The organism is Corallococcus sp. CA041A, assembly GCF_003612075.1.
GTDB lineage: Bacteria > Myxococcota > Myxococcia > Myxococcales > Myxococcaceae > Corallococcus > Corallococcus exiguus.
Map to the genome: position 1 here is coordinate 1 of NZ_RAWF01000275.1, position 12,934 is coordinate 12,934.

Here is a 12,934-nt window from a genome sequence, read left to right on the forward strand (position 1 = left end):
GAAGCAGGGGGCCGGGCGGAGGGGTGGACTTTGACGGCGGGGGCCGTGCTTGCCATCGTTCCGCTCCTGTGCGTCCACCGTCCGTCCGTGCCCTGCTCGTCGTGCTGCTGTTGCCCCTGACCGGCCTCGCTGGCCCTGGGGCCGCGTCCAAGAAGGCCCAGGGCCGGGCGGAGGCGGACACCGTGCTCGCCCAGGTGGCCAACGGCGCCCCCGTGCCTCCCGCCACGTCGCGCCTGCGCTTCCTGCGCCAGGAGGCCTACGCGGCCGAGGAGATTGGCCCGCTTCTGCGCACCACCTACGAGGAGCGCACCCGCCGCAACCTCGTGGCGCTGCTGGCGTCGCTGGGCGCGCGCACGGGGGAGTCCACGCTGGCGAAGCTGGCGTCGGATGGCGACAGCACCGTGCGCATGTACGCGGCACAGGGGCTGGCCCGGCTGGGCAGCCGCAACACCGCCGCCGTGCTGCCGCTCCTCCAGGACAAGAGCAGCGGCGTGCGCCGCGAGGCCGCGCGGGCCCTGGGCGCGTCCAAGAACCCGAAGATGGGCAAGCCGCTGATGGCCGCCGCCAAGGACGAGCAGGAGCTGGAGGTCCGCGCGGCGCTGCTGGAGGCCGCGGGCGCCACCGGTGACGCGAAGCAGAAGGCCGCGCTCAAGACGTACCTGGACAGCGATTCGGAGAGCACGCGCTTCGCCGCGGCCCGGGGCCTGTGCCGGCTGGGGGCCCCGGAGGGCTTCGCCTTCGCGCAGAAGCTCCTGGGCAACACGGACAAGTTCGTGCGCCGCCAGGGGCTGGTGCTCTTCGAGGGCGTGCCGGCGAAGAAGGCCAGCCCCGTGCTGTCGCCGCTCTTGAATGACGCGGACCGCACCCTGGCCGCCACCGCCGCGCGCCTGCTGCACCAGGGCGGCGATGCCGCGTCGCTGGACTGGCTGGTGCTCGCGTCGTGGAACGCCAAGGGGGAGGAGAAGCTCGTCTACGAGAAGGAGTTGGAGACGCTCCAGCTCGCGGACGACCGCCGCAAGGCCATCCTGCGCAAGGCCGGGGTGGCGCCGTGAGCATGTGGGGTGTCTGCGCGCTCGCGCTCCTGTCCCAGGCTCCCGTGAAGCAGGCCCCGACTCCGGTGCCCCCTGCGCGCGCGGTGCCCGCGTCGGCGCAACTGGCGGTGGCTCCGCCCGTGCGGGAGAACGGCTGGAGCGTGCTCACGCCCGAGCAGCGCGCGGCCCTCATCGCCGACAAGGCCGAGTCCCCGCTGGCGGAGCGCCTGCTGGGCATGAGCGAGAAGTTCCTCAACACGCCCTATGTCCTGTCGCCGCTGGGCGAAGGGCAGGGCGTGGACCCGGACCCCACCTTCCGCCTGGACGCGGTGGACTGCCTCACCTTCGTGGAGGAGTCGCTGGCCCTGGGCCTGGCGCGCGGCGAGCCGGAGGTGCCGGCGCTGCTGGAGCGGATCCGCTACGCGAGCACGCCCACCTACGAGGACCGCAACCACCTGATGGAAGCGCAGTGGCTGCCCAACAACATCAAGAAGGGCCTGCTGGTGGACGTGACGCGCAGGTACGCGAAGGCGGACACCGTCTCCGTCACCAAGACGCTCACCGCGCGCACCTGGCAGTCGAAGTCGTCCATGGCGCTGCAGCTGCCCAGCGAACGCCAGCCCGTGGGCACCTTCACCCTGGACATGATTCCGTTGGACAAGGTGCTCGAGCACGCGCGTGGCGTGGCCTCCGGCACCATCCTCGTCGTGATGCGCGAGGACCTGCCGCTGAAGGCCACGCGCATCACCCACCTGGGCTTCGTGGTGCAGAAGAAGAAGCGCACGTACCTGCGCCACGCGTCCAGGGGCGGCTACAACCGCGTGGTGGACGAGGACCTGGAGACGTTCCTCGCCCGCAACGCGCGCTACGACAAGTGGAGGGTGACGGGCGTGAGCCTCTTCGAGGCCCGGCGTCCGCCCGCCACGCTCGCGTCCCAGCCCGCGCCCGCTCAAGGCAGCGCGGACGTGGGCTCGCCCTGACGGCGGTGGGCCGCTAGTACGCCGGGGGCGCGCTGTTGTCGGTCGACGCCTGGCGAGCCCGCTCGTCCTCGAGCTCCTCTTCCTCCGCCGCGCGGCCGGCCTCGTCCCCGTAGACGCGCGTCTGGATTCTCTCCTCCTCCAGGAGCAGCGCGGCGCGGACCTGCTCGGTGTCCGGTACCAGGAGTTCCCACCAGGGCAGCAGGTTGCCCGTGGTCAGCTCGTCCACCACGCCCGAGCGGCCGGGGCGCACGATGAGCGGGATGCGGTGCTCGTCCAGCACGTCCACGAAGACCTGGGCCGTCACGGGATCGTCCGCGACGCCCGCCCTCACGAAGCGGCGTTGATCCAGCTCATGGGGCAGGGGCAGCCCCCGCTCGTGCATCTCCTCCGCGGACACGAGCGGTGGGTGGTTGGGGCAATCCGTGCAGTCCACGACACTGTCTTGATACTCCGAGCCACACCGTGCGCAGTACCTCATGGGGCCCTCCTGGGCGATGGCTGGAATGTTAGGAACGGCTCGCGCGGATGGCAGGCTGTGCGCCGCGCGAATTTCCGTCAGTGCCGCGCCGCGTCTCCCAGCTCGCCCACCATGCGGCTCAGGCGCTCCACGTCGATGGGCTTTCGCAACACGGCATCGCAGTAGTCCGCGCCCTCCACCTGCGCGTAGCCGGAGACCAGGACGACGCGGGCCCTGGGCTCGCGCTCCTTCACCTGCTGCGCCAGCTCCGTGCCGTTCATTCCGGGCAGGGATTCATCTGTCACGACGACGTCGGGGTGCGTGGCCTCGAACGCCTTCAGGCCCGCCACCCCGTCCGACGCGGTGGTGACCTCGAAGTCGTCCTCCAGGAGCTCCGCCAGGAGCTCGCGGCTGTCCCCGTCGTCCTCTACCAGCAGGACCTTGATTCGCTCGCCATCCATGCGACTAGAGCAACCCGGTGCCGCGCGGGATTCGTCCATCGTGTCCCGGGCGCGGTGACGTCCGGCCGGCTGCTTCGGGGGAGGGCAGGCGGGAAGGCTTGCGAAAGCCCCTCACGGGCGGGCGGGGGACTGCCCATGTTTGTGCCCGGAGGTGAATCCATGAAGGTGCAGCTGCGGGGAGTGCATCTGGGGCTGACGGACAACCTGAAGCAGTACGTGGACACGCATCTGGTGGCGCATATCGAACGGTTCGCCGAGGACGAGGCGTCGGAGATCGAAATCGCGCTCGTGGACATCAACGGGCCCAAGGGAGGCGTGGACAAGGAGTGCCGGGTCACGGTGCGCATGCCTGGAATGGAATCCGTGCACGTGACGGAGACGTCGGAGACGTTGTTCCAGGCCATCGACGCAACGCGTGACCGCCTGGAGAAGGCCATCAAGCGCGCGCTGGAGCGCCGCCGCCAGGTCAAGACGAACGGCCTGCCGTACGACCTGAACGCGGACGCGACGAACTACTAGGCGGCCGGTTGTATCGGGTGTGACAGAACGAAGGGCCCGGGAATTCCGGATGCCAGCCAGGCATCCGGCCCCCGGGTTCCTTCGGGCCAGTTCCTTGCTGGGGTCGAACGGTGGACGCTATAAGCGGACCCCTCACCCCTGGGCTAAAGGACGGCGATGGTCCGCCTCAAGTTCCTGCTGTTCGCACTCCTGGTCCTCGGACTGGGCCTGGCTCACCTCCCGACGCTGTCGGCGCCTCAGCGTGCGCGCGCGGTGGAAGGTGCGTCGCTCCAGGCCGCGTCGGGTACCGGCGAGGTCGCGCGTCGCGTGGATGCACGCCGCGCGGAAGCACAATCCCTGGCGCTGAAGCTCGCCGGCAGCCCCCAGATGGCCGCCGCCGTGCGCGCGCTGTCCCCCGCGCCCGCGCCGAAGTCTCCGCGCGACCGCTACGGTTCGAAGGACGCGGAGGAGACGGCCGGACTGCTGCCGCTCACCGCGGAGCGCTTCGGCGCGCTGCGCACCGCCGCGGAAGCCGGTCTGCCCCAGGAGCTCCAGGGCGCGGTGGTGGCGGTGGTGGCCGGCGACGCGGTCTTCCACGCGCGCGCGGGCGCCGAGCCTTCCTCGGACACCGCGGCGTTGGATGTCGCGGCGCTCGCCAAGGCGGGCACGTCCGTGGTGGACGCCTTCGGGGCGCCGCATGTGTTCGCGTCCGTGCCGCTCGTGTGGAGCGGTGAGGGGACTCCTGCTCCGGCGGTGACGCTGGTGGTGGGCGTGCCCCTGGCCGCGGATGCCGCGCTGCAGGGCGCGCTGGATGCGTCCGGCGCGGCCGCGGTGGGGCTCGTGCAGGGCGGTGACAAGGTGGTGGGTGGCGTTGGCGCGGAGAAGGCGCGGCTGGAGGGCTCGCTGCCCCGGCTGACGGTGGGTGCGAAGGACACGGTGCTGGAGTCGGGTTCGCTCCAGGCGCTGGGCCCGGTGCAGCTGCCCGCCTTCACCAATGGCGACGCGATGGGCGGCCAGGCGCCGCTGTTCGTGGGCTCGCGCCAGGCGCTGACGGGCACGCCGTATGAAGTCGTGGTCCTCGCGGGCACGGCGGCGACGCTGGCTCCGCTGGCCGCGTACCAGCACACCGCGCTGCTCGCGCTCGCGGGCCTGTTCGTGCTGAGCCTGGTGTGGACGGCGCTGATGGGCGGGAGCAAGAAGGACTCCGGCGAGGAGACCGTGTCGGGCGGTTCGGACACGCTGGGCTGGGGCGCGGCGATGGCCGCGCAGCAGTCCGCGCCCGCCGCGCAGCCCGTGGCCAACACGTCGCCGCCGGCTCCGGCCGCCGTGGCGCCCGTGGCCGCTGCTCCCGCGGATCCGTTCGGGTCGAGCGCGCACGCGGAGCCCCCGTCCAACCCGTTCGGGTCGGCCGCTCACGCGGAGCCCCTGTCCAATCCGTTCGCCTCGGTCGCTCCGCCGGCCGCTGCTCCCGCGGATCCGTTCGGGGACGCGTTCCCCTTCCCGGGCACTCCGGCTCCGGCCGCGGATCCGTTCGCGATGCCGCCTCCGGCCGCCGCTCCGTTCGCGATGCCGCCTCCGGCCGCCGCTCCGCTGGCGGATCCGTTCGCCGGGGTGGAGTCGTTCCCGTTCCCGTCTCCGCCCTCGGCCTATCCGCCGCCGGCCGCGGAGCAGTTCGCGCCGCCTCCGGCGTACGCCCATGGCGGCGCGATGCCCTTCGAGCAGCCGGTCCCGTCGGCCGAGCCCATTGCTCCGGCGGCGCCGCGTCACGCCGCGTTCGCCTTCGAGGATCAGCCCACGGCGGCGTACTCGCTCCAGCAGGCGGCCAATCCGTTCGCGCTGGCGGCGGCGCAGTCCTCGGATCCGGAGTCCCCGGAGACGACGCGCGTGGCGGCGATTCCGCGCGAGCTGCTCCAGGCCAGCACCCGGCCCACGTCGGAGGCCATCCCGATGCCGGCTCCGCGCTCCAACGCGGTGCCGCTGCCCATGCCGGGCGTCAACGGCGCGGCGGCCGCGGCGCTGTCGGAGGAGCAGCACTTCCAGGACGTCTTCCGCGAGTTCGTCACCACGCGCGAGCGCTGCGGTGAGCAGGCGGACGGCCTGACGTACGACAAGTTCGTGCAGAAGCTGCGCAAGAACAAGGAGCAGCTCGTCACGAAGTACGCGTGCAAGACGGTGCGCTTCCAGGTCTACGTGAAGGAGGGCAAGGCCGCCCTCAAGGCGACGCCCGTCAAGGACTGACGGCCGCGCTCCACCGTGTGGTGCCCGAAGGCCCGGGACCTCTTCCACGAGGTGCCGGGCCTTCTTGCGTGGGGGTCAGCTCGCGCGGGGGAGCACGACGCTGAAGCGGGCGCCCTGGCCCGGCTCTCCGCCGACCTCCAGGCGGCCGCCGTGCTCCTGGAGGATGCGCGCGGCGATGGCGAGCCCCAGGCCGGTGCCGCCGTCCTTGGTGGTGAAGTAGGGCTCGAAGATGCGGGCGCGGTGCTCCAGGGGGATGCCGGGGCCTTCGTCCTCCACCTCGACGATGGCGTCCGCGTCGGTGCCCTTCACGCGCACGCGCAGCGCGCCGCCCTTGCCCGTCATCGCTTCTTCCGCGTTCTTCACCAGGTTGACGAGCACCTGGGTGAGCTGGTCCCGGTCCGCGCGGGCCACCACGCCCGTCTGGAGCGTGGGGACCATCTGGATGCCTTCGGGGGGCGCGGCGTACAGCGACAGGACGCTCTGGGTCAGCTCGCCCAGGTCCACCGGGGCGAGCTGGGGCTTGGGCAGGCGCGCGAAGCGGCTGAACTCGTCCACGATGCGCCGCAGTCGCTCCACCTCCTCCAGCACCACTCGCGCGCTCTCCTTGAAGAGGGTGGGGAAGCTGGGGTGGCGCGCCTCGTGCGCGGCCATCAGCGTCTCCAGCGACATGCGGATGGGGGTGAGGGGGTTCTTGATTTCGTGCGCCAGGCGCCGGGCGACCTCCTGCCACGCGGCGATGCGCTCGGTGGCCATCAGGCGCTCGGTGGTGTTCTTCAGCTCGGACGTCATGTGGTTGAACGTCCGGACGAGCTCGCCCACCTCGCCGGTGGCCCGGGCCGTCACCTGGACGTCCAGCGCGCCTTCCGCCACGCGGCGGGCGCCGGAGGTGAGGGCCTCCACGGGGCGCGTCATCCAGCGCGAGACCAGGAGGCCCAGGAGCGCCGCGAAGCCCAGGCCCAGGCCGGCGAGGAGGAGGAACGCGCGCATGACGCCCTCCTCGGCTTCGCGTGCGGCGGCTCGGCTGAAGGTGAGGCGCACGGAGGCCGCGTTGCCCAGCGACAGTAGCTGCTCCACGGTGGGCGGGGCCGCGCTGCCCGCGTGCGCGACCTGGGTGCCGCCGGACAGGAGCGTCACGTCGGATTGCGTGAGGCGGGCCAGGTGCTGGGCCAGGCCGTCGTCCAGCACCACGCCGCCCACGGCCCACAGGCGCACGTCGCCGTAGTCCACGGGGCGCGCGGTGACGAGCGCGGGGACCTGGCGCAGGCCCGCGTCACCCCGCACGTCCACGCGCACGGTCACGGGCCTGGGGGACTTCTCCTTCGTCACGGCGAAGAGGGCGGGGTCCGGGTCGCCGCGCCGGGCGGGCAGGTGGCCGGAGGACAGCACGGTGCCGTTGCGGTCGAAGAGCGTGAGCACGGTGAGGCCGCGGCTCTTCATCAGGCCCTCGGCGGTGTTGGCCTGGATGACGCGCAGGGGGGCGGTGCGCGCGTCGCGCACGAGGTCCTCCATGGCGGGGCTCTCCACCAGTTCCTCGACGGCGCGGCGCGCGTTGGCGGCGGAGCGCTCCAGGGACTCCTGCGCGGAGGCGGTGGCGGCCGTCATGCGCGCGTCGAGTTCGCGCGACAGCGTGTCGCGCAGGCGCGTCAGCGTCAGGGGAACGACGACCGCCAGCGGCACCAGCGCGAGGAGGGCGAAGGCGAGCGCGAGCCGGGTCCTCAGGCGCATGCGGGCCGGTCCTTCCTGGGAGCTGCCGCGTGGATGGGGCTCACGGCCGGCCTCCGCCGCCAGAGGCCTCGACGGGGGCGAGCCAGGCGCCTTCGAGCACGGGCAGGCCCTGGGCATCCAGCACGAGCCCCGTCACCTCCGGCGCGACGCGCAGCGCGAGTCCCTGGGCGTACAGCGGGATGAGGGGCACGGAGGGCGCGAGCGCCAGGGCCCGTTCACGGCTTCGCGCGTCCCGGGCTCCGGCGTCCGTCAGGGCCCCGATGGGCGGCAGCTCCACGCCGAGCAGGTCGCGGCGGCCGCCAGCTTCCAGCACCACCGCCAGCGCGGGGCCGGGAACGGGCGGCAGCAGGAACGCGCTGAGCATCAGCTCGAAGTCGCCCTTCGCCTGACGGCTTCGCAGCGCGGCGCGCGACTGGGGCTCCAGCGCGACGGTGTAGCCCTGGTCGTGCAGCTTCACCTGGATGCGCTCGGCCACGGCGCGTTGATCCGCCAGCGCTGCGTCATAGACGAGCGTCACCTTGCGGGTCGCGCCCGCCGGAGGCGCATTGGGCCGGGGCCTGGGGCCCTGGGGCATCAACGCGGGCGGCAGCAGGTTCGCCATGGGCACCGCGGGGCCCTTCACGAACAGGCGCGTGAGGTCCTCGCGGTCGATGGCGCTCTCCACCGCCTGGCGGAAGTCAGCAGGCACCTTCCGGGGCGAATACGCCAGATAGGTCGCGTACAGCGCGGCGCCCGTGAGGGTGTTGTCGTCGGGCGGTATGCCCAGCTCCACCTGCACCTGCCGCGCGGACCACAGCCGCGCGAGGCCCCGCTCATCCGTGGCGGTGAGCGCCAGCCGGTCCAGGTACGGACGGCCTTCGGGCCACGCGACCTGGGCCTCCAGCACGCCCCGGCCCACGGCACTGAACGGTCCCGACGCGGGCGACGGCGGCGTCGCGAGGGCAGGGTGGCACAGCGAGCGCTCCAGGTCGGGCCACGGAAACGCCAGCGCCAGGTCCAGCGTGGCGCCGGTGGACGTCACCTGCCGGCCCTCGCCGCGCAGGGGATACAGGAGCGCGCGGTACGGAGACTGCGACTCCGTGGAGGACAGCCGTGTCCACGCGCGGGCCACGGCGGTCGCGCTGGCCGCGGAGGGCATCGCCACGCGCAGGGCCTGCGGTACGGGGCGCGACAGTTCGCGCGCCAGGGTTGGATGCACCTGACCGCCGGTGTCCACGCGGCACACGGATCGGGTCAGCAGGCCCAGCAGCGCGGCCTCCATCGGCGTGTCCGCGAGCGCGGGCTCCCCGATTTCAGGGGGCCCCGCGTGCGCCACCCGCAGCTCGCCGCCGTAGCGCGGACGGCTGGCCGACAGTGCCGGAGTGGAGGACAGCAACACGAGGCCCGCGAGTGCGGAGCGCATCTTCACTGCGCCCTCCTGTCGATACCGCGGCGCCGCCGCTGCTTCGCGGCCCACCTGCCGAGGCGGGGCCGAATGGCCCGTGCCGCTGGACCGCGACGCCATCACCAGGAGTTCGAGGCGCTTGTGGGCCTTCATCATGGTGCACCCGTGCCGCTGGACCGCGACTGCCTCACCAGGACTTCGTGGCTCTTGTGCGCCCTCTTCACGGTGCACCCTGGCGCAGGAGGAACAGCTCGCCCGTGCCGTCCGGCTTCCACGAACCCACGATGACTTCGCGGCGCTTGTCACCATCCAGGTCCGCCGTCACCACGTACAGCGCCCGGCCCGGCGGGAGCGCTCCCTGCCACAGGGGCTCGTGCGCCAGTGGCGCGTCGGAGTTCAACGACAGCACCCTCAACACGTCTGGCGACGGCTGGAGCTGAGGTGACGTGGTGAGCAGCTCCGGCACCCCGTCCCCATCCAGGTCTCCCAGCGCGCTGCCCGCGCCCAGCCCGGACACCTTCAACGGCGCGGATGCGGGACGCGTGTAGAGCGACGCCGAGCTGTCCGCGTGCACGAACAGCATGCGCGGCGCCGCGAAGCTCGCCGTACCGAAGGGCGCGGGCACGGTGAGACTCCGCCCGTCCGCCAGCCGGACCTCGGGCGCGAACACCGTCTGTCCCGGCACGAACGTCCCGCGCTCCGCCGTCCCCAGCGGCGCTGCGTCCAACGTCCCCGACGGACGCAGTGTCCCCTTCGCCTTGTCCAGCACCAGCACCTCGCCGCGCGCATACCGCGTGCTCCAGACCGCCAGTCGAGGCGGCCCCGTCAGCACCGCCAGCGCTCCGAAGGGTTCGCGCGTCGTAGCCGTGGCCGACGCCCCTTCCAGCTCCCGCCTCGCGAGCACCCGCCCGTCCGCGCCGAACACCACCACCTCGTGCTCGGTGAGCGCGGCCACTTCATCGCGGCCATCGCCATCCAGGTCGCCCGCCGCCAGCGCGGCCAGCGGCGTCTCCAGCCTCGCGAACACCGCGCCCAGCAGCCTCACCGGCCGCCGCTCCCGCGGACCCGGGCCCGTCACTCCCGAGGACGGCGTCCCCACCGCCGCCAACGCCAGGACCGCGGCATCGGCCTCCACGCCCTCGGCCACGGCGGCGGCGGGCTTCGGTGGACGCGTGGGCGTGCGGCCGGACCAGAAGTTCACCCACGTGCCCAGCACGTCACCCCGTGCCACCAACTCGCCGCCCTCCACGTCCAGCGTGAGCCGCGCCAGCGAGCGGGCTCCCTGTTCGCGGGCGGCGGCCTCGGCGCGCTCGGGCGGAACGTCCAGCACCACCGGCCCCAGGTTCATCGCGGACAGCCGCGCGGCGAGCAGCGTCCCGAAGGCCCGGCGCAACTCCGGAGAGCTTCCGGACAGGCAGAGCGCCACGGGCGCCTCCGCGGGTGCACCGCGGATGGCGTCGGCCACGGCCAGGGCCAGCCGGGCGGAGGCGGGAGGCGCGCTTTCGTCCGACTCCGCCTGGGCGGGCAGGGCGAACGCGAGCGCGAGGACCAGCGGAAGGAGCGAGCGACTCACAGCCCCCTTTTGCCACCTTCCTCCAGGAAGTAGTTGTCCGGCGTCACCTGTCCGGGCGGCGGGGCCTCGGCGGTGGGCTGGGTGCCCTCCAGGTAGGGCTCCATCCGGCCCGGAACGGCGTTGCCCGCGAGCAGCCCGGTGACGGGGTCGATGCGCACCTGGGTGACGCCCGGAGGCACCTCGAAGTCGCGCGCGGGCAGTCCTTCCTCCGCCACCCGCATGAAGTTGAGCCACATGGGCAGCGCGGCCCGGCCACCCGTCTCGCTGCTGCCCAGGGGCGAGTTGTCATCGAAACCCACCCACGCGCTGGCCACCCAGTCCATCGTGTAGCCGTTGAACCACGTGTCCTTGGACTCGTTGGTGGTGCCCGTCTTGCCCGCTGCGGGCCGGTTCAGCTCCCGCACCGCGCGCGCCGAGCCGTCCTCCACCACGCTGCGCATCAGCGACGTCGTGAGGTACGCCACCGCCGGGGGAAGCGTCTCCTCGAAGGCCGGCTGGTGCTCCTCCAGCACCGTGCCCTTCGCGTCGCGCACGCGCAGGAGCGTCAGCGGCTCCGCGTAGCGGCCGTTGGCCTGGAGCGTGGCGTATGCGTTGACGGCCTCCAGCATCGTCACCTCACCGGTGCCCAGGGCCAGCGTGAGGTTCTCCGGCAGCGCGGAGCGGATGCCGGCCCGGCGCGCGAAGTCGATGGCGGTCGCGGGCGTGACCGACTCGATGAGCCGCACGGACACCGTGTTCTTCGACTTGCTCAGCGCCGTGCGCAGCGTCATGGGGCCCTCGAAGCGCCCGTCGAAGTTCTTGGGCCGCCACGTCTTGCCCGTGTACGGGTCGCGGATGGACTCCGGCGCGTCGTTCACCGTGGAGAGCGGGGTGAAGCGGCCACTGGCCAGCGCCGCGCCGTAGATGAAGGGCTTGAAGGACGAACCCGGCTGGCGCTTCGCCTGCGTGGCGCGGTTGAACGACGAGCGCTCCGCGTCATAGCCGCCCACCATGGCCACCACGTTGCGGTTGGCCGGGTTGATGACCACGAGCCCGCCCTGCACCACGGGCACCTGATCCAACGTGGCCTCCACGAAGGCCGGCGCGGGAGGAGCCTTGAGCACGCGCACGAACACCAGCTCCCCGGGAGTGAACACGTCCGAGATGTCCTTGGGCGCCTTCTTGCCCTTCTGCCGCGCCCAGGTGGTGGAATCGAAGGACACCTCCGCGGTGCGGCCCACCAGGTCCACGCGCGCCACGTTGCGCTTCGTGTCCACCTCCGTCACGTAGCCGGTGAGGCGCAGCCCCTCCTCCATCGGCTTGAGGATGACCTGGCCCACGCGCGCACGCTCCGGCGACTGGGCCTCCTCTTCCTCCGAGTCCGTGTCCGCGGCCAGGGCGGCGGGGCGCGGCTCCTCGGCGCCTTCCACCTCCTGCGCGGTGGGCGTCTTCGCCGGAGCCGGGGCGGCGAGAGGCTGCGCCAGCGGCGCCAGGTCCGCGACGTAGCCCTGGTCCTTCTGCCGGCGGCCGGCCTCCTCGATGCGCTGGACGATGAGCTCGCGGTAGCGCTTCCACTGCGCCTCCTCCAGCTTGCCCTGTGCGCCCCGGTAGCCCTGGCGCCGGTCCACGGCTTCCAGTCCATCACGCACGGCCTGCTCGGCGGTGGTCTGGAGCTTGGGCACGAGCGCGATGTCCACGCGCAGGCCGCCCTCCATCACCGTCTTCTCGCCGTAGCGTTCAATCAGCGTGCGGCGGATCTCCTCCGCGTAGTAGGCGCCCGCGCTGACCGTCTTGCGCGGCGCGAGCACGATGGGCTTCTCCTTCTCCGCGTCCACCACCGCGCGCGGCACGAAGCCCTGGCCCGCCATCTGCTCCAGCACGTAGCGCTGGCGCGCCTTGGCGCGGGTGATGTTTGCCACCGGGTTGATGCGGTGGGGAGACTGCACGGTGCCCGCGAGCACGGCGGCCTCGCCCACGGTCAGGTCCTTGGCGTGCTTGCCGAAGTAGTAGAGCGCCGCCTCCTCCAGCCCGTAGCGGCGCTGCCCGAAGTACACGCCGTTGATGTAGAGGCTGAGGATCTGATCCTTCGTGAGCGCCTGCTCCAGGCGTGGGGTGAGGATCCACTCGCGGATCTTCCGGCCCAGGCTGCGCTCGGGCGTGAGCAGCATGTTCTTCACGACCTGCTGCGTGAGCGTGGACGCGCCGGACTTGCGGCTGCCGGGGATGAGGTTCTTCACGCCCGCGCGCAGGATGCCGAAGGGGTCCAGGCCCTCGTGCTTGTAGAAGTCCGCGTCCTCGGCGGCGAGGAACGCGTTGCGCACGTGCGGGGGCAGGTCCTCCATGCGGACGAGCGTGCGGCGCTCCAGCGCGTACTCCGCGCAGAGCGAGCCGTCCGCGCACGTCACCTTCGTCACCTGCGGCGGCTGGTAGTTGCGCAGCGACTCCACGGAGGGCAGGTCGCGGCTGAAGTAGACGTACGTGCCCACGCACACGCCGATGATGAGCACCAGCCCGACGGCGCCCAGCACCAGGAGCCGCTTCGTCCAGCGCCACAGCGCGGCGCCGAAGCCACCCTTCTTGGGCGGCGGGGCTCCGGTCGGGGCCGGGG

The 12,934-nt window shown here is 72.6% G+C and carries 10 protein-coding genes; 4 read left to right on the top strand and 6 right to left on the bottom strand.

All coding sequences use genetic code 11. The annotated features are described in order from the left end of the window. Positions 1-68 precede the first annotated feature (68 nt). Together D7V77_RS34435 and D7V77_RS34440 are read left to right on the top strand one after the other, a co-directional pair. On the top strand, positions 69-1,052 hold the full coding sequence (locus D7V77_RS34435) for a HEAT repeat domain-containing protein (protein ID WP_233597410.1): 984 nt from the start codon (positions 69-71) through the stop codon (positions 1,050-1,052). Further along, a complete protein-coding gene (locus D7V77_RS34440) occupies positions 1,049-2,011 on the top strand; it encodes an N-acetylmuramoyl-L-alanine amidase-like domain-containing protein (RefSeq protein WP_120580508.1) in 963 nt (320 codons plus the stop codon). The genes D7V77_RS34435 and D7V77_RS34440 overlap by 4 nt, the downstream gene beginning before the upstream one ends. A 13-nt stretch (positions 2,012-2,024) precedes the next feature. Here D7V77_RS34440 and D7V77_RS34445 read toward each other — a convergent pair whose 3' ends face one another. Together D7V77_RS34445 and D7V77_RS34450 are read right to left on the bottom strand one after the other, a co-directional pair. Beyond that, positions 2,025-2,489 (bottom strand): hypothetical protein, encoded by a 465-nt coding sequence (locus D7V77_RS34445; RefSeq protein WP_120580509.1) that lies wholly within the window; start codon positions 2,487-2,489, stop codon positions 2,025-2,027. 77 nt (positions 2,490-2,566) lie between these two features. Beyond that, positions 2,567-2,929 (bottom strand): response regulator, encoded by a 363-nt coding sequence (locus tag D7V77_RS34450; RefSeq protein ID WP_014395148.1) that lies wholly within the window; start codon positions 2,927-2,929, stop codon positions 2,567-2,569. Between the two features lie 159 nt (positions 2,930-3,088). On the opposite strand from D7V77_RS34450, the gene raiA reads away from it, so the two are divergent. Then, entirely contained in the window at positions 3,089-3,448 is a 360-nt protein-coding gene (gene raiA / locus D7V77_RS34455; RefSeq protein ID WP_120580510.1) for a ribosome-associated translation inhibitor RaiA, read from the top strand. Between the two features lie 156 nt (positions 3,449-3,604). Further along, on the top strand, positions 3,605-5,665 hold the full coding sequence (locus tag D7V77_RS34460) for an MXAN_5187 family protein (protein ID WP_120580511.1): 2,061 nt from the start codon (positions 3,605-3,607) through the stop codon (positions 5,663-5,665). A gap of 75 nt (positions 5,666-5,740) precedes the next feature. Here D7V77_RS34460 and D7V77_RS34465 read toward each other — a convergent pair whose 3' ends face one another. The 4 genes from D7V77_RS34465 to D7V77_RS34480 form a co-directional block, all read right to left on the bottom strand. Continuing rightward, a complete protein-coding gene (locus D7V77_RS34465) occupies positions 5,741-7,390 on the bottom strand; it encodes an ATP-binding protein (RefSeq protein WP_120580512.1) in 1,650 nt (549 codons plus the stop codon). 40 nt (positions 7,391-7,430) lie between these two features. Continuing rightward, complete coding sequence (locus tag D7V77_RS34470) at positions 7,431-8,798, bottom strand: ABC transporter substrate-binding protein (RefSeq protein WP_120580515.1); 1,368 nt, start codon at positions 8,796-8,798, stop codon at positions 7,431-7,433. Between the two features lie 196 nt (positions 8,799-8,994). After that, complete coding sequence (locus tag D7V77_RS34475; protein WP_120580513.1) at positions 8,995-10,347, bottom strand: VCBS repeat-containing protein; 1,353 nt, start codon at positions 10,345-10,347, stop codon at positions 8,995-8,997. Next, positions 10,344-12,934, bottom strand: a 2,591-nt coding sequence (locus tag D7V77_RS34480; protein WP_233597411.1) for a penicillin-binding protein 1A, incomplete at its 5' end; no start/stop codon positions are given. The genes D7V77_RS34480 and D7V77_RS34475, both read right to left, overlap by 4 nt.